Genomic DNA, 19022 nt, shown 5'->3' on the forward strand with positions numbered 1-19022 from the left:
CGTCCTCCTAAGCGAGTATGCCTGGGGCAGACGCCGTGCGCGTCGCCCCCGCGCTCTCGTTCTACCCGCCGGCGGGGCGGATTTCTCGAGAAACACGGGGAGACGTGCGACTTGCGCCACGAACGGTAGGCGCGCGGCGTCGCCTTTGCCTATGCGACCGTATCCACAAACCCCACGCGGTAGGTCTTGAAGACCACCGAGCCCTCGTCCTGCGTGGCATCGAGGTCGACGTCGCCCCAGATGCCAAAGTCGTGGTCGTCATCGGAGTCGCGGAAGACCTGGTGGACATGCCAGACGTGCTCGGTCTTCTCGTCTTTCTCGTCTATGTCGAGGTAGGCGGAGGAGCGGGCGTCGGCGTCCAGGAGGATCTGGTCGTGCTCGGCGTGGAAGGCGTCGAGAGCCTGCTGCCACACGACCGAGCGATAGCCCCAGTCCGCATCGAGGTCGCCTAGCTCCTCGACCTTGCCCAACGCCGCAAGGCGCACGCGGGCGAAGAGGGCGTTTCGAACGAGAAGGGTGAGGCCGCGCTTGTCGTGGACAACCTCGTCCGTGCTGGGCGCGGCAATCGCGGCACCATCCTCGGAGCCGGAACCCTCCCACTCGTCCACGAGCGAGGAGTCTGTGGTGCGCACGACCAGCCTAAGCCAGGTCACGATGTCTTCCAGGCGTTCGTCGCGCTTCTCGGCAGGCACCGTGCGGTCGAGCACGCGATAGGCATCGGAGAGGTAGCGCAGCAGCGTGCCCTCCGAGCGGGCAATCTTGTAGCGGCCGATGTAGGTCTTGAAGTCGCTGGCCGTCTCGACCATGTCGCGCAGGACGCTCTTGGGTCGCAGGCAGTAGTCGCTTGCCCAGGGGACCTTCTCGCAGTACTCCGCAAAGGCGGCGTCGAGAAGCTCCTCGAGCGGCTTGGGATAGGTGACCTCCTGCGCACGCTCCATGCGCTCCTCGTACTCGATGCCCTCGGCCTTCATGGCCGCGATGGCGGCACCGCGGGCCTCGCGCTCCTGGGCGCGCAGGATCTGCGGCGGATCCTCGAGCGTGGCCTCCACCATCGAGAGAAGGTCGAGCGCGTAGGTCTCACTCTCGGGGTCCAGAAGCTCGATGGCGGCGAGAAGGAAGGGCGAGAGGGGCTGGTCCAGGGCAAAGTCCTCGGGTAGGTCAACGGTGAGCAGGTAGGAGGCCGTGCCGTCCTCCTCCTCGCGACGCTCCACCACGCCAGCGTCGATGAGGGTCGCAAAGACCTCGTCCGTGCGCTGCGAGAGCGCGGCCTTCTCCTCGGGCGTCTGCGCGGAGTCCTCGATGAGCTTGTGCGTGCGGGCCCAGGCGTCTCCGCCCTGCTCGATTTCCGCAAGCACCATGGAATGCGTGATGCGCAGACGCGGGCGGAGCTTTTCGGGCTCGGCCGCAATGAGACGCTCGAAGGTCTGCTTGTTCCAGCCCACAAAGTCAGAAGGCGGCGTCTTTACCTTGATCTTTCGGGCGCGCTTGGGATCTCCGCCCGCCTTGGCCAGGGCCTTTGCGCGCTCGATGTCGTACTCGGTCGCCTCTGCGATCACGCGGCCCTCGGTGTCGAAGCCGGCGCGACCGGCGCGTCCCGCAATCTGGTGGAACTCCCGCGCGTTCAGGCGCCGCATGTGCTTTCCGTCGAACTTGGTGAGCTGGGTGAGAAGTACGGTGTGGATGGGGACGTTGATGCCAACGCCCAGGGTGTCGGTGCCGCAGATAACGGGGAGAAGCCCCTGCTGGGCGAGCTTCTCCACCAGCAGGCGGTAGCGCGGCAGCATGCCGGCGTGGTGCACTCCCACGCCCGTGAGGATGAGGCGCTTCAGGGTCTTGCCAAAGGTCGTGGTAAAGCGAACGCCCTTGACGGCGTCCTTCAGTGCCTCGCGCTGCTCCTTTGACGAGACGCCGTAGCTCGAGAGTGCCTGGGCGCTCTTGAGGGCGGCCTCCTGCGAGAAGTGCACGATGTAGAGAGGTGCGTCTCCGTCGCGCAGGGCAAGCTCCACCGTGCCCTCGAGCGGGGTCTCCACAAACTCGTAGGATAGGGGCACCGGGCGGGGCGCGTCGAGCACCTTGTCCACGGCGCGTCCGGTGTGCTCCTCGAGCGAGGTGGCAATGTCGGTGACGTCGCCCAGCGTGGCGGACATGAGCAGGAACTGGGTGTGGGGGAGAGCCAGGAGAGGCACCTGCCACGCCCAGCCGCGGTCCCGGTCGCTGTAGAAGTGGAACTCGTCCATGGCCACGCAGCCTATGTCCGCGTGCTCACCAAAGCGCAGCGCGTCCTGGGCAAGGATCTCGGCGGTGCAGCAGATGACGGGCGCCTCGCTGTTTATCACCACGTCGCCCGTGATCATGCCCACGTTGTCCTTGCCAAGAAGGTCCACAAGGTTGAAGAACTTCTCGCTGACCAGCGCTTTTATGGGTGCCGTGTAGTAGGCGCGGCGATTGGTGCAGTTGGCTATGAAGAGCATGCCCAGGGCAACCATGCTCTTGCCCGAGCCTGTGGGGGTGCCCAAGATCACGTGGTCGCCCGACGCAAGGTCGAGAAGAGCCTCCTCCTGGTGGTCCCAGAGCTGCATGCCGCGCGACTCGACCCAGCCGAGGAAGAGCTCAAGCGCGTCCTCGGCGGGGATGTTGGGGTAGGTCTCCTCGTCCGGCCAGGGGATGAGGCGCCCCAGCGAGCCGGGGCCGTTGGGGCCGAGGTCAACGGCGGTGGGACTCGGCTCGCTGGTCGTGGCGGCGGATTCCTCGGCGCTCATCGGGCGTCCTCCGAGCAGGGCTCGGTGCCGCCTGCAAGCTCCGCTCGCACCACGTCCTGGAGGTGGCGCTCGGCTGCCGCCGTTGCCTCCGCGTCGCCCGAGCGCTTGGCCTTGCGATAGGCGGCCATAGCCTGGGCGAAGGGGCCCTCGACGAGGCTGCCCGCGTCGTCCTGCTCACCGTGTGGAGCGTCTGCCGGCGTGCCTGCCGGCGCGTCGAAGGCCGTCCTCGCCCCGTTTGCCTCGAGCTGCTCGCGCAGCTGCTCAGCGAGCTTCATGTCGTCCTCGTCCATGCTGTCCTCCTCGGCCCTGCGGCCGGTGTTCTCGCTATCTTGCGGCGCCCCTTGCAGGCGCGTTGGCTGCGCGGAGCTTGGTGGTCTCGCGCCGCGCCCATGCGGGCCTGTTCAGTATCGCACGTCCAATGCCCGCGAGGTCGCACGCACCCTGCTCGAGGAGGGCCTCTGCCGCGGCGCCTGTCTTGATGCCACCCGCCAGGAGCACCGGCACGCAAACGGCTGCCCGGATGGGCGCCGACGAGTCAGCAAACCAGCCAGGGGTGTCCTCGAAACCGGGCCTGCCGTAATAGCACATGCCACCGGAGACGGACAGCAAACTTGCGCCCGCCGTCTCCGCCATGCGCGCCAGCGCCACGGCATCGTCGATGGTGTTGCCGCCGGGCAGGTAGTCGCAGCCGCCCAGGCGAACGGACACCGGGTAACCTGCGGGCAGCTCTGCCCGCACGGCGGAAAGGACCTCCAGAAGGAGCCTCGCCCTGTTTTCTAGCGAGCCTCCGTAGGCATCTCTCCGCAGGTTGGTGAGGGGCGAGAGGAACTGGTCGAGCAGGTAGCCGTGCGCGGCGTGTATCTCGATGCCGTCAAAGCCGGCCGCGCAGGCGCGGCGCGCCGCGGCCGAGAAGTACTCGGGTATGCGCGCGATGTCGTCGGCGCTCATTTGGCGGGGGAGGGGGTGGCCAACCTTGGCGCCCGGGCAGGTGACGGCAGAGGGTGCCAGGGGATGCGTGCCCGTGATCTTCTCGTCCGCTGCGGACCCTGCGTGCGAGAGCTGCACAAAGACGGGGGTGCCCTGGTCGTGGACGGCCGCCGCTTCACGCTTGAGGCCTTCGACGTCCTTGTCATGTGCGATGGATGCCTGGTGCGCGGTTGCCCGTCCCTCCTCGCAGACAAAGTGGTGGCCGCACTCAACGAGTCCCAGGTAACCGCCGCGCGCACGGGCGGCGTAGTGGTCGCAAAGCGCCTGGGTCACCCGGCCGCATGCGTCCGCCTTTCTCGTGGCAACGGGCACCATGACCAGTCGGTTCTTGAGCTCGAGCCCGCCCACAGCAAGCGGCTGGTCATACATCATGCGTGCGTGTCCCCCTTGCGGGGAATCCGAACCATGGCAGTTGCCAGCGCGGCACCGGCCTCGTTGGTGATGGAGATGCATGGCGGCTCCATGCTGCGTGCGGCCAGGGCGGCGGCCAGGGACCCCCGTACCGTGCACACGGGTGCGCCGGAGGTGGCGTCGAGGGTTTCCAGCTCGAGGGGATCGATCTTTGTGCCCGGTGGCAGGAGCCGTGCCAGGGCGTCTATCGCCGCTCCCTTGGCGGCGAGGTGGCCAGCCACGTACTCGGCGGGGTTCTCGCGCGCGTTTGCCTGGGCGAGTTCGGCAGGGGTGAGCAGGTGGGAGAGCCTGTCCGCTGAGTGGGCGAGAAGGTCTTGCGCGTTGGCTATGCGCACGAGACGTGTCCCCGTGGCGTGCATCCCCGTGTTCATGGTGCTCCCCGTCCCTCTTGTGTGGCCTGTCCCCTCTAGGGTAGCGCGGGGGAGGGCCGTGCGAGCGGCGGCGGGGCAGGGGCGTCCCGGCCGTGTTTAGTTGCCATGTCGCGGCAGCCGATTGTCCCAGACCTCTTGGAGAATGCGCTGCGGTGTGGTGCCAAGCGCGTCGGCGTAAGCGTAGACTTCGCTCAGGTGGAGCGAGCGCTCGCCAGACTCGAACTTCGAGATCATCGACTGGTTAATGCCCAAGCGGGCTGCAACCTGGTCCTGCTTCAGGCCAGATTCCATCCTCAGCTTGCGGAGGACCTTTCCCACGAGTCTGTCGGCAATCTCGTACATGCGCCGGAATGTAGACCCGCGCGCATGACATTCAAAAATAGAATATTCTGGTGTCTACCAGGAAAACGACGCTATTTAGCAGGTGATACTTTGGAAAACCCACAAGAAGAGCTTCACGGCTGCGCAGACATAGCCAGGGCACTGGCTCTCCAGGCAGCAAGTGGTTCTGTCTCTCCGGAGTCGCTCGACCTTCTCGCCGGCAAGATCGAGGACGCCGCGCGCATGCTTGACGGGGAGCGCATCGAGCGATGGGTCGAGGTCATCCGTGACGCCAACGGGGTCGAGCGCGAGGTTCACGAGAGCATGGCGTAGCTTTGTCGGCGCACGGTGCGGGCGCGGGTGCGGGTCACATGCCGTAGTCGAAGAAGGACGAGACGTGCACCGTGACGCAGTCGGTCTCGCGATCGATGAGGTCAAGCGTCTTTACCGTGTCTTCGACGATGGCAACGCGGCGCTCGGGGACCTCAAGCTCTTGCGCCAGCTGGCGGAGAAACTCGACCTTCTCGGACTTCTCCGCCACGGTCACCACATGGCTGGGGGCAAGGCCGTAGCAGCGCGTGACAAAGGCCCGCTTGCCGGGTGCCTCGACGTCGCTTGCCTGCGAGCAGGCCCATACGCGGTTCTCGCCCTTGTCCTGGACAAAACGTTTGATCTGCGGCACCGGACGCGAGCTGGCGTAGGGGTCGTGCGTGCGGACGTAGTCCTCCCAGTCCTCGTCAGGGCAGGCACTGTGGCAGAGGTCACCAAACTCGTAGACCGCAAGGACTCCGTCGATGTCAAAGACCACGGCGGTCTGTGGCTCTAGCAGGTACTTCATGAGCTTGGTCACCATGCGCTCCCTTCGCTTGCACTCCCGTCCGAACCTCAAATTGCGTCCCGAACGGACTCCTGCCCACGGAGTTTATCGCCTTTTCTCAAAACGTCTTCGCGGCAACTGGGCAAACGTGTCCGACGATTCATGGAAAGCGATAAAGAGTGACCGGTGTCGCCCAGCGGGGCAGGTGGCCAGCGGGGTGCCGACGGTGCCGCAGAGGCTGCAGGCACCGCTCGTCGCCAAACGGTGCAAGTTTCAAAGAGCTGACATTCGCGCGGCCCAATGGGTAGACCAACAAGTGGAAGCATTTCCCCAACGCCCTCCGGGCAGGAAAGAAGGCTGTCATGGCACTCGACAAGAAAGTCGGCGACACCCTCAACGCGCAGATCAACAAGGAGCTCTACTCGGCATACCTCTATCTCACGTTCGCCGACTACTACGAGGATCGCGGTCTCAAGGGGTTCGCGAACTGGTACATGGTGCAGGTGCAGGAGGAGGTCGCCCACGCCAAGATTCTTCGCCGTTACCTACTGGACAACGACTACCAGGTCAAGATGGCAGCTATCGCCGAGCCCGACAAGACCTTCACCAACGACCTCGAGCCGCTCCAGGCGGGCCTCGAGCACGAGCGCTACATCACGGCTGCAATCAACGAGTGCTACCAGGCTGCCTATGACGTACATGACTTCCGCACCATGCAGCTGCTCGACTGGTTCGTGAAGGAGCAGGGCGAGGAGGAGACCAACGCCTCCGACATGATCAAGAACATGGAGCTCTTTGGCTCCGACCCCAAGGGTCTCTACGACTTGGACCGCGAGTACCAGGCTCGTACCTACGTTGCGCCCACGATGGCGATGTAGGCCACACAGACATACACAGACGAGAAGCGCGGCGGCCTCTTCGGTCACCGCGCTTTTGTATGCGCATTGCCCGTGGCCTGCGGTCCGTTGACAGTTTCCGAAAACTGTTCGTTGCCACACATTCTCTTCACATCATATTATGGGCTCATTCGTTGACAGGGTGTCAACAAGGGAGGTGTAGTCGATGCGTGGTGAGATTGCCGAGACGCGCCGCGAGCAAATTGTTGCCGCCGCCCGCTTCCTGTACGAGGAGAAGGGGATCGACCGCACCTCGGTAAAGGACATCACCGACAGGGCCGGCATCACGCGCAGCCTCTTCTACCACTACTTCTCGAGTCGCGACGAGGTGACCGACGCCATTCTCGACGCCTACGTGGAGTCCTTCGTGGCTGCGGTGCGTGAGTGGAACGCACAGCGCGTGCGCGGGGACGTCACCGGCGCCCTCAAGACATGCGTCTCCATGCTGCGCCGTCACCTCTTTGACGCGGACAGCTTTAGGACCGACCTCCTCAAGAGCCAAAACGCCCTACTCTACCAGCGCTTTAGCCAGCAGACGGCCCGCACGCTTGCCGAGTACCTCACGCGCACCACCGTCGCCGAGTACGCGCGGTACCACCGCGTTGAGATACGCCATCCCTACGAGGAGTTCTACCTGCTCATCATTGGCCTCATGAGCTATATGAGAACCCACCCCAACGCCTCGGACGAGCTCGTTGCCGACCTCATTGCCGACACGCTTCATCTCGACCTTGGCTCCCAACAGGACTAGCCGCGCCGCGGCGCGACGGTAGCGTTTCCCCAAAGACAGCAAGAGAGAGGAAGTGCCATGTTGTTCGACCACAGTGCCAATCTGCCGTTCCAGCTTCTGGGGTGGGTGATGGTCTTTGTTGGGCTGATCGTGCTCAATGAGTTTGCCCGCAGGTCCAAGGTCGGGGGCCTCATCATGTTTGGCGTGCTGCCCGTTGCCATGACCATCTACTGCATTGCCATCGCCGTTGGCGTGGCGCAGGGCCAGGAGTGGGCGCTCACCAATCCCACCCACATCTACCAGAACAGCTGGTTCCACTATGCCAAGGTGTACGCGGCACTGGCTGGCTGCATCGGCTTCATGGCGATCAAGTACGAGTGGGGCAAGCTAGGCAAGGCGCACTGGTTTCGCGCCTTCCCATTTGTGATCGTTGCGATCAACATCCTCATCGCCGTGTGCTCCGATTTCGAGAGCGCCTACCACTTCTTTGCGCTGGGCGAGAGCACATGGGTGACCTCGGAGGGCGCGACGCAGCTCGCCGGCTGGAACAACGTCTTTAACGGCATTGCCGGCATCATCAACATCTTCTGCATGACGGCCTGGTGGAACGTGTACTCCTCCAAGGACGGGCGAGACATGCTCTGGCCTGACATGACCTGGGTCTTCATTGCCGCCTACGACATCTGGAACTTCTGCTACACCTACAACTGCCTGCCGCACCACGCCTGGTACTGCGGCCTTGCGCTGCTCCTTGCTCCCACGGTGGCGAATGCCCTCTGGAACAAGGGCGGCTGGATTCAGAACCGCGCCAACACGCTGGCCATCTGGTGCATGTTCGCGCAGGTCTTCCCTGCCTTCCAGGAGGAGTCGGTCTTCGTGACGCACTCCACGCTCAATCCCACCACGGCGACCGTCGTCTCCGTGATTGCGCTCGTGGCGAACGTTGCCGCCATCTGCTACATTGCCTTCCGTGCCAAGAAGCTGGGCGTCAACCCCTACAAGCAGGACGTCTTTGTCGGCACCCGTGACTTCGAGGAGGCAACCGCCCGCCGCGCCGATCTGGCCGCGTAGCCTGGCGCTGCAGCTCAAGGGTTCTAGGACTGGTGGGTCCCCGCTTTGGCGGGGGCCCATTCTTCTGGTATGGGGATGCTCACGTCTACCGTGAGTGCCTCGTCTGCTAAGAAGCCCCCTGTACGAACGCGGGGCGCCAGCATGTGCTGACGCCCCGCGTTTGCGTGCCACGCGTCTGCTGCGTGGTCGTGTGCTACTTCACGCCGTACTGCTTGTAGTACTCGTCGATGGCATCCTTGAGCTGCGGCGTAATGACGGTGCCGTCAAGCGCCTCGACAACCTCGGCCATGGTCACAATGCTCGCGACGGGGAAGCCGTAGCGCTCCTGGATCTCCTCCTGGGCGCTCACCTTGCCGCCCTTGCCAACCTCCATGCGGTTGAGCGAGACGATAAGGCCCTTGACCTCGACCTTTGCCGCACCGGTCACGATGGGGTAGGTCTCGTCGATGGACTTGCCAGAGGTGGTGACGTCCTCGATCATCACCACGCGGTCGCCGTCCCTAAGCTCGCTTCCCAGGAGGTTGCCCTTGTCGGCGCCATGGTCCTTGACCTCCTTGCGGTTGGAGCAGTAGCGCACCTCCTTGCCATAGAGGTCGTGGAAGGCGATGGCGCAGGAGACCGCCAGGGGGATGCCCTTGTAGGCCGGCCCAAAGAGAACGTCAAAATCAAGCCCAAAGTTGTCGTGGATGGCGTGGGCGTAGAACTCGCCCAGGCGCTTGAGCTGCGAACCCGTGACGTAGGCGCCTGCGTTCATGAAGAACGGCGACTTCCTGCCGCTCTTGAGGGTGAACTCACCAAACTTGAGCACCTTGCTCTCGACCATGAAGTCGATGAACTGGCGCTTGTACTCCTCCATTGACGTCTCCTCTCGGTGGTGACGATCGTCTCGTCAGAGATTCTACGCGACTACGGACGCATTGGTTGCACCGCTGGGCCGAGAAGCTCAGCGGAACTCTCCAGCGCGTGTACGACAAGCGAGAAACCGTCGAGGTCTGCTGCCGAGAAGCGCGCGGGGATGGGGCTGTCGCAGTCAAGGACGCCCCAGATGACGGTGCTGCCGTCCGAGGCGGTTGCGTGTATGGGAACCACGAGCTCCGAGCGCGATGCGGCATCGCAGGCAATGTGGCCGGGAAATGCGTGGACGTCGGGCACGAGCTGGGGCTCGTTTGTCTTCACGGCCGCTCCGCAGACGCCCGCGCCAGAGGGGATTCCCACGCAGGCGGGGCGCCCCCAGAAGGGTCCGAGGACAAGGTCCTGCTCGCCCGCGGGGCCTGCGACACTCACGTAGAACCCCACCCAGTTGATGCTTGGCAGAGTCTCGCCCAGGAGCGCGGCGACATTCGCGAGCGCGGGAAGCCACCCTGGCGTTCCCTCGGCAAGAGATCCAACCTGCTGGGCGAGAAGCCCGTAGTCTGTGGCGCGTGTGCTCTTCATGGCAGCGCCTCCTTCCAGTGCGGAGAATGAGGGGGTGCGGCCCCTGCCGTCGCGATAAGATGAGACAGTTAACGAGCATGACACAATTCCAGGAGGAAGGACGTCCCTTGAATCGCACGAGAATCGCCGCTCTTTATGCGGACATGGACCAGCTGGGGGGCACCGAGCTTACCGTTGCCGGCTGGGTGCGCTCCATCCGCGACATGAAGAACTTCGGCTTCGTCACCCTGAACGATGGCAGCTGCTTCAAGGACCTGCAGGTCGTTGTCAACCGCGAGCGTCTGGGCGACGAGACATACGAGGGAATCGTCTCGCAGAACGTGGGCGCGGCGCTTATCGTGCGTGGCACGTTGGAGCTCACGCCGGACAGGCCGCAGCCCTTCGAGCTGCAGGCGGCGTCCGTCACGGTGGAGGGTACCTCCGCGCCCGACTACCCCATGCAGAAGAAGCGCCAGACGCGCGAGTTCCTGCGCACGCAGCAGCACCTGCGCAGCCGCACCAACCTCTTCCGCGCCGTGTTCCGCGTGCGCAGCGTTGCCGCCTTCGCCATCCACCGCTTCTTCCAGGAGCGCGGCTTTGTCTACGTGAACACGCCCATCATCACCGCGTCGGACGCCGAGGGCGCCGGCGAGATGTTCCGCGTGACCACCATCGACCCGGCCAACCCGCCCCTCACCGAGGACGGCAAGGTGGACTACAGCAAGGACTTCTTTGGCAAGCCCACCAATCTCACCGTGTCCGGGCAGCTCCAGGCCGAGAACTTTGCCATGAGCTTTGGTGACGTCTACACCTTTGGCCCCACCTTCCGCGCCGAGAACTCCAACACGCGCCGCCACGCCGCCGAGTTCTGGATGGTCGAGCCCGAGATGGCCTTCTGCGACCTCGAGGGCGAGATGGACGTCTCGGAGCAGATGCTCAAGTACGTTATCAACTACGTGATGGAGCACTGCCCCGACGAGCTGGACTTCTTCAACAAGTGGGTGGACAAGGGCCTCAAGGATCGCCTGAGCCACGTTGCCACGAGTGACTTTGCGCGCGTGAGCTACACCGATGCCGTGAAGATCCTCGAGGACGCTCAGAACTCCGGCACGATGTTCGAGTACCCCGTCTCCTGGGGTGTCGACCTCCAGACCGAGCATGAGCGCTACCTCACCGAGAAGCACTTCAAGCGACCCACGTTCGTGACGGACTACCCACGCGACATCAAGGCGTTCTACATGCGCCTGAACGATGACGGCAAGACCGTCGCCGCTGCGGACTGCCTGGTGCCCGGCATTGGCGAGATCATCGGCGGCTCTCAGCGCGAGGAGCGTCTCGACGTGCTCCAGAGCCGCATCCAGGAGCTTGGCATGGATCCCGAGCAGTACAAGTACTACCTTGACCTGCGTCGCTATGGCGGCTGCCACCACGCGGGCTTTGGCCTGGGCTTTGAGCGTCTGGTCATGTACCTCACGGGCGTCGATAACATCCGCGACGTGCTGCCGCATCCCCGCACCGTGGGCAACGCAGACTTCTAAGGGCAGCGAGAGTAGGGGCAGGGCCTGTGATTGAGTGCTTCAAGACAACCGTCGAGGAGGACGAGAGCGGCGAGAAGGCCTTTCTCACCTCGCGCGTCGCGGGGCCCTGCCCAGGATGCTGGGTGAGCGTCGTGGCTCCCACCAAGCGGGAGCGCGCCTGGATGCAGGACGAGATGGGCGTCATCCCGGACTTTGTCGCCTCCGCGCTCGATGACGAGGAGAGCTCGCGCATCGAGCGAGACGACGAGACCAGGCAGGTGCTCGTGATTGTGGACTGCCCCTTCGTGGAGGACAAGAGCGAGGCCGAAAGCACCTCGATCGTCCAGTACGACACCCATCCGCTTGCCGTGCTCTTCTTGCCCGAGAAGGACCTGGTAATGACCGTGAGCCTTAAGGAGAACTGGACCGTCTCCGCGTTCGAGAGCGGCCGGGTGCGCGACATCAATACTGCGCAGCGCACGCGCTTCCTGCTGCAGATTCTGCTGCACATCTCCAAGCGCTACCAGGTTGACCTGCGTTCGGTGAACCGCCAGTTTCGCGAGAACGAGCGCGAGCTCAGGAGGTCCATGCGCAACGAGGAGCTCATCAAGATGCTGGGATTCGAGAAGTCGCTGGTGTACTTCTCGACCTCGCTCAAGGCGCTCGATGCCACCATCCAGCGCATAAGCTACGGCAGAATCCTCAAGCTCTACGACGAGGACCGAGACCTTCTCAACGACACGTCCATCGAGGTCAGGCAGGCCATCGAGATGTGCGAGATATACACGCAGGTCTACAACGAGACCATGGACACGTTTGGCTCGATCATCAACAACAACCTCAACCTCACGATGCGCACCCTCGCCATCATCACGCTCGTGCTCTCGGTGCCCACCACGGTCTTCTCGTTCTACGGTATGAACACCGGGCTTCCCATGGACGAGACCTGGGTGTTTCCGGTCATACTTTCCGTGGCGCTCTCCGTGTTTGCGACGTTTTGGATTATGAAGAGCCGTGTTGTCAAGTAGCCCCTTGCGTGCAGCCCAGAGGTGCGACTTCATGCCGTGTCTGCCATCCGGTGGCGGGCACGGCATTTTGCGTTGAGGCTTTGACCAATCGCGACGCGTCCGAACCTGGCACCCGCACGGCGCATACCCTTGCCAAGACGCGTATGGGTGCGCTTCTGTTGAGTTTGGTGAGGGGTCAAGATGCGGGATGTTACACGTCGCCAGGCGTTCGGTCTTGCTGCGGGTGCGCTTGCGGCATGTGCGCAGGCAGGCTGCGCAGCTGCGCCGTCGGGGGACGAAGGCGAGGGCACCAAGGGGGTCCGCGGCGTGCAGGGCGTCGAGCCGCTCGACTCCAGCGTGACCTCGGGGTGGGACAGTGCGTACTACACCCCCGCCTATGGGTCGCTCGAAGAGGCGGTCGCGGCATCGCGCGAGGTTGCACGCACGATCGAGGCCGAGGGCATGGTGCTCCTGGCGAACAACGGCGTGCTGCCGCTGCCGGAGGGCTCTGCGGTGAGCCTGCTGGGGCGTTGCGCAGAGGACCCGCTCTTTGGCGGCTATGGCGCGGGCTCGGTTGCGCCGGACGCCGTGTGCACGGGCTTCTACGAGGGCTTGATGCAAGCGGGGCTCGAGGTGAACCCCGCCGTCCACGAATGGCTCTCTGCCCACGTGCAGGACCGGCCCCGTGGAGGGATCCAGACGTTGGACGTGCGCGCCACCACTACGTACTACATTGGGGAGCTGCCCTGGTCGAGCTATCCGGAGGACGTGCGTGGAAGCGTCTCTGGGACCGTTGCCGTGGTGGTTCTTGGCCGGGCGAGCGGGGAGGGATACGACCTCTCGCTCGACCTCAATGCGTCGCTGGCAGACGAGCGCTTCTCGTCATTTGTCCCCAACGAGGAGACCGTGAACTACGCTGAGGGGCAGCACTCCCTCCAGCTCACAACGGAGGAGCTGGGCCTCATTGCGGGTGCGCGCGAGGCTGCGGACCACGTGGTGGTACTTCTCAACACGGGGACCACGCTCGAGGTGGGGCCTCTTGTCGAGGAAGGGAGCCCCTACCAGGTGGACGCGCTACTCCACGTGGGCTTTCCTGGAGCTGTGGGTGCGGAGGTGGTAGGCGAGGTTCTCTGTGGGAGGCGGAATCCCTGCGGCAGGACCTGCGACCTCTGGGCTCGGGAGATGCGCTTTGCCCCAAGCTTCAACACCATGGGCGAGCATCGCTACACCGACATTCACGACTTCTACCTCGGCAACACAACGACCGGCGATGGCGCGCGCTTTGTGGAGTACCTCGAGGGCATCTACGTTGGCTATCGATATTTCGAGACGGCCGCCGCAATGGGGGCAATCGACTACGACAGTTCCGTGACCTTCCCCTTTGGCTATGGCCTCTCGTACTCAAGCTTCAAGCAGTCGCTGCTTGACTGTCGTGTGGACGGCGAGAATGTCGTGCTTACCGCAAGCGTCACCAATGCCGGGCAGCTCTCGGGCAAGGACGTTCTCGAGGTGTACGTGGGTGCCCCGTGGGATGGCACTGTCGAGAAGAGCGCTGTGGCACTTGTCGCCTATGCCAAGACCGGAGAACTTGCGCCAGGCGAGTCCCAGACGCTCGAGCTGAGCTGGCCCGTGCGCCAGATGGCAAGCTGGTCTGCGCAGGATGGCTGCTGGGTGCTTGCCGCCGGCACGTACCAGGTCTCCCTTCGCACGGACTCCCACCATGTGGTCGAGACGCGCGCGATTGACCTGGACGAGAAGCGCTACAAGACCGACGACGCGACGGGGGCAGACGTTGTCGCTCGCTTTCCGGACCTGGACGAGTACTTCGATAGCCTGGCTGCCTTGGGGGCGGATGGCGCCCCGGCGCTTCTCACCCGCAAAGATATGGCGGAGAGCTTCCCGGCGCCCGCACAGGACAAGACCGCAGCCTCGGTGGGCGTGACGCTTTCCATGTACGATGCGGAGGCGGAGAGCGACGGGACGGCGACGGCGCCGCAGACCGGTGCCCAGAACGGGGTCTCGCTCATCGACCTGAGGGGTCGCGATTTTGACGATCCCCTGTGGGACATGCTTCTCGACCAGCTGTCTCCCGGGGACATGGTTGCCCTCGTATGCACCGACGCTGGCGAGAAGATCGATTCTGTTGGCAAGCCGGCCACCGACTGGGACGACTCGCCCGTGGCGATGGGCGGCATGGAGCGCGGCGGCTCGCACTGCGTGTGGCCGAGCGAGTATCTGGTGGCGGAGACCTGGGACGTTGACCTGCTGCGCAGTATGGGCGAGGCCGTAGGGGAGGAGTCCCTCTCGTCTGGCATCTTTGGTTGGTGGAGCCCTGCCATCAACATGCACCGCTCGCCCTTCTCGGGCAGGAACTACGAGTACTACTCAGAGGACCCCCTGCTTACGGGGTCCCTTGCCCGAGCCATGGTGGATGGTGGTGCCTCGCGTGGGATGGTCAACATGCTCAAGCACTTCTGCGTGTACGACCAGGAGACTAGCCGCAGGGAGCATCTGTGCACCTGGGCTACAGAGCAGGCCGTCCGCGAGATGTACGCGCGTCCGTTCGAGATGGTGGTCAAGTCGTCCGCGCGGCATGCGGTGCCCGTGCTGGATGCGTCGACGGGAGAGCAGGTCCAGTCTAAGGTGGAGGTACCCCTCTCGATCATGAGCTGCTACAGCTTTCTGGGAAGCGCCTGGGGCGGTGGACGAGAGGACCTTCAGACCGGGCTGTTGCGTGACGAGTGGGGCTTTGATGGCGTCGTGCTTTCGGACTATAGCGTGGACGACTACTACATGGACCACGACCAGGGGATTGCGGCCGGGACGGACCTCATGCTTGCGACCGCTGCCACGGGTACCGTTGCTGATCCGAGAAGTGCCTATACCCTCACCAACCTGCGCAGGTCGGTGCATCGGTACCTCTATGTGGTGGCGAACTCCAACGCCATGAACGGAATCCCGCCGACCGTGAGGGTCACGTATTCGAAAGGGTAACGAGGGGTGCTGCGGGGTGCCGCGGGTCGGACGGTGGCGCCGGAGGACGCGTTTTGGCAGCAGATGCGTACGAAGTCACCCCTGTGGCGCCAATTTGGCGCCACAGGGGCAGTTCCCGCAGCGACTCCGTACGAAAACCCCGCTGTGGCGCCGTCGCACCTGCCGCCGTCGCGCCCTCCGCCGTCACGCGCGCGGAGGCTCGCCACCCATCTCCCAGGAGCGGGCGCTCTCGCAGGTGGCGTGCAAGGTGACCAGCAGCGTGTCCGCCGTGGGGAACCACCTGGTGGAGAGAACCCCCTCGCCGTGGTTCACGTAGACTTCGACGGTTGATCCGTCCACCAGCACGCGCAGCTCGCGCAGCGTTGCGAGCGGCATCACGCGCTCGGTGCGCCCAACGGCGGACTTCTCGTCTACAAACGCAATCCTCAGCAGGCCGTCGTCAGCGGAGAAGGACAGCTCCAGCTGGCCGTCCAACCCCATCTCGAGGTTGCCCTCGATGTCCAGGAGCTCGATGTCAGCGTGGTGGTGGGGGAGAATTGCGCCCACTGCGGGGTTCACGGGCTGCGCAAAGCCGCGAAGGCCGTCGATCTCGGCAACCGGCCATTGGCGGAGAAGACCGTCTGTGCCAACCGTGACCTCGCGCGGCACGGTGAGGCAGTGGCACCAAGCAAGCCCGTCTGGTGCGGACGTGTACTCAGCATCTGGCATGCCCATCCAGCCGATGAGAATGCAGCGACCCTTCTCGTCCTCAAAGACCTGCGGCGCATAGAAGTCAAAGCCCCAGTCAAGCTCGACAAAGCTTGTCTCGTCCACCTGTGTGGTGCCAAGGATGCCCTGGGGCAGCGGGAAGTATCCGGCCTGGTAGAGGTTCTGCCAGCGCGTTGGCTCGCTGGGCAGCCCCTGCGGGCACACAACAAGGTAGTCGTGGCCGTCCAGCTGGATCACGTTGGGGCACTCCCACATGTAGCCAAACGGGTGCGCAGACTCGATGCGTCCGCGGTACGCCCACGTAACGGCATCGCTGGACTCGTAGAGAAGAACGTCGCCTACGTCGTCCGAGCGACGGGCGCCCAGCACCATGTAGGAGCGCCCGTCCTGCTCCCAGACCTTGGGGTCGCGCACGTGGCGCGTGAGATCGGAGGGATAGTCACGGGGGCGAAGCAGGACTTCCTTATCCGAGAGGGAAATGCCGTCCTCGCTTGTGACCATGATCTGGTTGGCGTCGCGACCGGTGTGGATGTGGTCGCCCTCGTACTTCACGTTGCCGGTGTAGTAGAGGCGCAGGAGGTCGCCGCCATCGGGCGCACCGCCAGCTACCACCAGGGCGGAGCCAGAATACACGCCGTCGGCGTCCTCGGGAATGGAGGGCGCAAGGGGCTCCCCCAGATCCTCCCAGTTCACCAGGTCACGACTGGCAAAGTGGCCCCAGCCCTTCTTGCCGGCGGCTGGCCAGTCGGGGGCTGCCTGGTAGAAGACATGATAGGTGCCGTGGAACTGACACAGACCGTTGGGGTCGTTGAGCCACCCCTGGCGTGGTGCCAGGTGGAAGTGGGGTGTCCAGCGCTCGTGCGTGGTGGACATGGGTCTCCTCTCTTAGGGGCACGGATTGAACGCGAGACGGGCGACCGCCAGAAGCGACCGCCCGCATGGGTGTGTTAGCTGAGCCTAGCGCGTGGCAAGTGCGGCGTCACCGGCCTTGACCTCGCCGGTTGCGAGCTGGTCGACCGCGGTGTACGCGTCGGTGTTGGTGATCACGAGCATCGTGGTGGCTGCCTTGCCGGCCTCCTTGATGGCACCAAGGTCGGCCTCCATGAGGACGTCGCCGCGCTTGACGTGGTCGCCTACCTTGGTGAAGGGCGTGAAGGGCTCACCCCTGAGCTCGACGGTGTCGATGCCAATGTGGATGAGGATCTCGGCGCCGGCATCGGAGAGCAGGCCAAGGGCATGCCCAGTCTCGGCTACCACGGTCACCGTGCCATCAACGGGCGAGACGATCTTTCCGTCCTTGGGTTCCACCGCGATGCCCTTGCCCATGGAGAGAGACGCAAAGACGGGGTCGGAGACGTCTGTGAGCGCGATGGCGGTGCCGGTGGCGGGGGCACCGATGGTCTCGGCCTTGGGGGCCTCGGCGGTAGCGACGCCGCTCTCCTCTGCCTGGAGGGCGCGGACCTCGTCGGCGACGGCTGCGGTCTCGGCCACGGTCTTCTCGGGCTTGGGGGCGTCTTCCTTATCGCGGTACACCGCTGAGGAGATGCCAAAGGCAACACCAAAGGCGACCGCGAACATGATGATGTACTGGATGGGCTGGGCGATGCAGAGCAGGATGCCAAAGATGCCCGTGACACCAGTGCCGGATGCGGCCAGGTTGAAGATGAAGCAGCAGAGGGCGCCGCAGGCGGAGCCAATCATGCCGGCCACGAAGGGCTTCATGTTGGGGAGGTTCACGCCAAAGATCGCGGGCTCGGTGATGCCCAGGAGGCAGGAGATGCCGGCGGGAACGGCGAGCGACTTGGTCTTCTCGGAGCGCGTCTTGAGGGCAACGGCCAGGCAGGCGCCACCCTGGGCGATGTTGGCGGAGCTGGCGATGGGCAGCCAGTAGGTGACGCCGTACTGTGCGAGCATCGAGACGTCGATGGCGGTGTACATCTGGTGCAGGCCGGTCACGACGGAGGGCGAGTAGATGAGGCCGATGATGATGTAGCCAATGCCCAGAGGTACCTGGAGGAGGAACATGAGCAGGCCGAGGATATTGTTCTCAAGCCAGACGAAGATGGGGCCAACAAAGAGAATCGTGATGTAGGCGGCCAGCGAGACGGACAGCAGGGGCGTCAGGAACAGGTCGAACATCTCGGGGACCACCTTGTGGAGGCGCTTCTCGAAGAAGCAGAGGATCCACACGCCCACCAGGATGGGGATGACGTGGCCCTGGTAGCCCACCCAGTCGATGCTGTAGAGGCCGGGAATCACGTCGAGGGTGATCATGGTTCCGTCGGCGATTGCGGTGCTGGCGCTGTAGGCGTTGATGAAGTCGGAGCTGATGAGCAGCGCGCCGAGGGAGGCGCCAAGGTACGGGTTGCCTCCAAAGACCGTCGCGGCGGAGAAGCCCAGAAGGATCTGGAGGTTGGCGAGGGCGCAGGCGTTGATTAGCGCTGCGATGCGCCACCACACCGATGTCTGGTCAAGCGAGAAGAACCCGGCACCGCCATCCGCGACGGGGGTGCCCATGTAGGAGAGTGCCCCCATGATGCCCATGAGCATACCGGATGCCACGATGGCGGGGATGATGGGAACGAAGACGTCCGAGAGGACCTTGATGGCACGCTGGAACGCGTTGCCCTGGTTGGCGGCGGCCTCCTTGGCCTCTGCCTTGGACGCAGCGGTGATGCCGGCCTGCTTGATGAACTCGTCGAAGACCTTGTCGACGGTGCCGGTTCCAAAGATCACCTGGAGCTGGCCCGAGGCCTGGAAGTTGCCCTTGGCGCCAGCGACGTCGTCGAGCTTGGCCTTGTCGATCTTGCTGTCGTCCGCGATGACCAGGCGCAGGCGGGTTGCACAGTGCGCCGCCGAGACGATGTTGCTCGAGCCGCCAATCGCCTCCAGCACCTCACGCGCCGCTTGAGCATAGTTCAGAGCCATGTGGTCTCCCTTCTCCATACCGCTCACATGAATATGGAACCGTTCTCATAGCAGATTTCATGGAGTAAGTAGTTGTTTAAACTAGTTCTCTA

The 19022-nt window shown here is 64.1% G+C and carries 17 protein-coding genes; 7 read left to right on the forward strand and 10 right to left on the reverse strand.

Features of this window, described 5'->3' with window-relative positions; genetic code table 11:
• Positions 1–149: 149 nt before the first annotated feature.
• From BMX94_RS03475 to BMX94_RS03495, 5 genes are all read right to left on the reverse strand, one after another.
• The gene (locus BMX94_RS03475) at positions 150–2759 is read right to left on the reverse strand and encodes a DEAD/DEAH box helicase (protein ID WP_091003599.1); all 2610 of its coding nucleotides are present in this window, start codon (positions 2757–2759) and stop codon (positions 150–152) included.
• Positions 2756–3049, reverse strand: coding sequence for a hypothetical protein (locus BMX94_RS03480; RefSeq protein WP_091003602.1), 294 nt, complete (start codon positions 3047–3049; stop codon positions 2756–2758). The genes BMX94_RS03475 and BMX94_RS03480 overlap by 4 nt, the downstream gene beginning before the upstream one ends.
• A 34-nt stretch (positions 3050–3083) precedes the next feature.
• Complete coding sequence (locus BMX94_RS03485; RefSeq protein ID WP_091003605.1) at positions 3084–4118, reverse strand: NADH:flavin oxidoreductase; 1035 nt, start codon at positions 4116–4118, stop codon at positions 3084–3086.
• Positions 4115–4528, reverse strand: coding sequence for a holo-ACP synthase (locus BMX94_RS03490; protein ID WP_091003608.1), 414 nt, complete (start codon positions 4526–4528; stop codon positions 4115–4117). The genes BMX94_RS03485 and BMX94_RS03490 overlap by 4 nt, the downstream gene beginning before the upstream one ends.
• A 96-nt stretch (positions 4529–4624) precedes the next feature.
• Positions 4625–4846, reverse strand: coding sequence for a helix-turn-helix domain-containing protein (locus BMX94_RS03495; RefSeq protein ID WP_286160004.1), 222 nt, complete (start codon positions 4844–4846; stop codon positions 4625–4627).
• 114 nt (positions 4847–4960) lie between these two features.
• Here BMX94_RS03495 and BMX94_RS03500 point away from each other — a divergent pair, with 114 nt between their 5' ends.
• On the forward strand, positions 4961–5182 hold the full coding sequence (locus BMX94_RS03500) for a hypothetical protein (RefSeq protein WP_091003614.1): 222 nt from the start codon (positions 4961–4963) through the stop codon (positions 5180–5182).
• Between the two features lie 34 nt (positions 5183–5216).
• On the opposite strand, the gene BMX94_RS03505 is transcribed toward BMX94_RS03500, so the two are convergent.
• Positions 5217–5702 (reverse strand): hypothetical protein, encoded by a 486-nt coding sequence (locus BMX94_RS03505; protein ID WP_091003618.1) that lies wholly within the window; start codon positions 5700–5702, stop codon positions 5217–5219.
• 326 nt (positions 5703–6028) lie between these two features.
• Between BMX94_RS03505 and BMX94_RS03510 the strand changes: the two genes are divergently transcribed.
• The 3 genes from BMX94_RS03510 (at position 6029) to BMX94_RS03520 (ending at position 8363) form a co-directional block, all read left to right on the forward strand.
• A complete protein-coding gene (locus tag BMX94_RS03510; protein ID WP_091003621.1) occupies positions 6029–6544 on the forward strand; it encodes a ferritin in 516 nt (171 codons plus the stop codon).
• Between the two features lie 184 nt (positions 6545–6728).
• Positions 6729–7313 carry a TetR/AcrR family transcriptional regulator gene (locus BMX94_RS03515; RefSeq protein ID WP_091003623.1) on the forward strand — a complete coding sequence of 195 codons (585 nt, stop codon included), beginning with the start codon at positions 6729–6731 and terminating at the stop codon, positions 7311–7313.
• 57 nt (positions 7314–7370) lie between these two features.
• Positions 7371–8363, forward strand: a complete 993-nt coding sequence (locus BMX94_RS03520) for a DUF5692 family protein (protein ID WP_091003626.1) — start codon at positions 7371–7373, stop codon at positions 8361–8363.
• 193 nt (positions 8364–8556) lie between these two features.
• Here BMX94_RS03520 and pyrE read toward each other — a convergent pair whose 3' ends face one another.
• Both pyrE and msrC read right to left on the reverse strand, forming a co-directional pair.
• A complete protein-coding gene (pyrE, locus tag BMX94_RS03525) occupies positions 8557–9219 on the reverse strand; it encodes an orotate phosphoribosyltransferase (RefSeq protein ID WP_091003629.1) in 663 nt (220 codons plus the stop codon).
• A gap of 50 nt (positions 9220–9269) precedes the next feature.
• Entirely contained in the window at positions 9270–9797 is a 528-nt protein-coding gene (gene msrC, locus BMX94_RS03530) for a free L-methionine (R)-S-oxide reductase MsrC (RefSeq protein ID WP_091003632.1), read from the reverse strand.
• Positions 9798–9904: 107 nt separating this feature from the next.
• Between msrC and asnS the strand changes: the two genes are divergently transcribed.
• The 3 genes from asnS to BMX94_RS03545 all read left to right on the forward strand — a co-directional run bounded on the left by asnS (position 9905) and on the right by BMX94_RS03545 (position 15294).
• On the forward strand, positions 9905–11314 hold the full coding sequence (gene asnS, locus BMX94_RS03535; RefSeq protein WP_091003635.1) for an asparagine--tRNA ligase: 1410 nt from the start codon (positions 9905–9907) through the stop codon (positions 11312–11314).
• A gap of 26 nt (positions 11315–11340) precedes the next feature.
• Complete coding sequence (locus BMX94_RS03540; RefSeq protein WP_218138453.1) at positions 11341–12321, forward strand: magnesium transporter CorA family protein; 981 nt, start codon at positions 11341–11343, stop codon at positions 12319–12321.
• A 180-nt stretch (positions 12322–12501) separates the two neighbouring features.
• A complete protein-coding gene (locus BMX94_RS03545; RefSeq protein ID WP_091003638.1) occupies positions 12502–15294 on the forward strand; it encodes a glycoside hydrolase family 3 protein in 2793 nt (930 codons plus the stop codon).
• A gap of 183 nt (positions 15295–15477) precedes the next feature.
• On the opposite strand, the gene BMX94_RS03550 is transcribed toward BMX94_RS03545, so the two are convergent.
• Positions 15478–16875, reverse strand: a complete 1398-nt coding sequence (locus BMX94_RS03550; protein ID WP_091003642.1) for a glycoside hydrolase family 32 protein — start codon at positions 16873–16875, stop codon at positions 15478–15480.
• Positions 16876–16959: 84 nt separating this feature from the next.
• Positions 16960–18930 carry a PTS sucrose transporter subunit IIABC gene (locus tag BMX94_RS03555; RefSeq protein WP_091003645.1) on the reverse strand — a complete coding sequence of 657 codons (1971 nt, stop codon included), beginning with the start codon at positions 18928–18930 and terminating at the stop codon, positions 16960–16962.
• Positions 18931–19022 lie beyond the last annotated feature (92 nt).

The organism is Olsenella sp. KH3B4 (genome assembly GCA_900111695.1).
Classification (GTDB): domain Bacteria; phylum Actinomycetota; class Coriobacteriia; order Coriobacteriales; family Atopobiaceae; genus Tractidigestivibacter.

What these genes read in the sequence shown, in the direction of transcription:
- BMX94_RS03475 (WP_091003599.1), bottom strand. Translation starts at nt 2,759, where the DNA reads ATGAGCGCCGAGGAATCCGCCGCCACGACCAGCGAGCCGAGTCCCACC.
- BMX94_RS03555 (WP_091003645.1), bottom strand. Translation starts at nt 18,930, where the DNA reads ATGGCTCTGAACTATGCTCAAGCGGCGCGTGAGGTGCTGGAGGCGATT.
- BMX94_RS03515 (WP_091003623.1), top strand. Translation starts at nt 6,729, where the DNA reads ATGCGTGGTGAGATTGCCGAGACGCGCCGCGAGCAAATTGTTGCCGCC.
- BMX94_RS03545 (WP_091003638.1), top strand. Translation starts at nt 12,502, where the DNA reads ATGCGGGATGTTACACGTCGCCAGGCGTTCGGTCTTGCTGCGGGTGCG.
- BMX94_RS03480 (WP_091003602.1), bottom strand. Translation starts at nt 3,049, where the DNA reads ATGGACGAGGACGACATGAAGCTCGCTGAGCAGCTGCGCGAGCAGCTC.
- BMX94_RS03490 (WP_091003608.1), bottom strand. Translation starts at nt 4,528, where the DNA reads ATGAACACGGGGATGCACGCCACGGGGACACGTCTCGTGCGCATAGCC.
- msrC (WP_091003632.1), bottom strand. Translation starts at nt 9,797, where the DNA reads ATGAAGAGCACACGCGCCACAGACTACGGGCTTCTCGCCCAGCAGGTT.
- BMX94_RS03485 (WP_091003605.1), bottom strand. Translation starts at nt 4,118, where the DNA reads ATGATGTATGACCAGCCGCTTGCTGTGGGCGGGCTCGAGCTCAAGAAC.
- BMX94_RS03510 (WP_091003621.1), top strand. Translation starts at nt 6,029, where the DNA reads ATGGCACTCGACAAGAAAGTCGGCGACACCCTCAACGCGCAGATCAAC.
- BMX94_RS03550 (WP_091003642.1), bottom strand. Translation starts at nt 16,875, where the DNA reads ATGTCCACCACGCACGAGCGCTGGACACCCCACTTCCACCTGGCACCA.
- pyrE (WP_091003629.1), bottom strand. Translation starts at nt 9,219, where the DNA reads ATGGAGGAGTACAAGCGCCAGTTCATCGACTTCATGGTCGAGAGCAAG.
- BMX94_RS03520 (WP_091003626.1), top strand. Translation starts at nt 7,371, where the DNA reads ATGTTGTTCGACCACAGTGCCAATCTGCCGTTCCAGCTTCTGGGGTGG.
- BMX94_RS03505 (WP_091003618.1), bottom strand. Translation starts at nt 5,702, where the DNA reads ATGGTGACCAAGCTCATGAAGTACCTGCTAGAGCCACAGACCGCCGTG.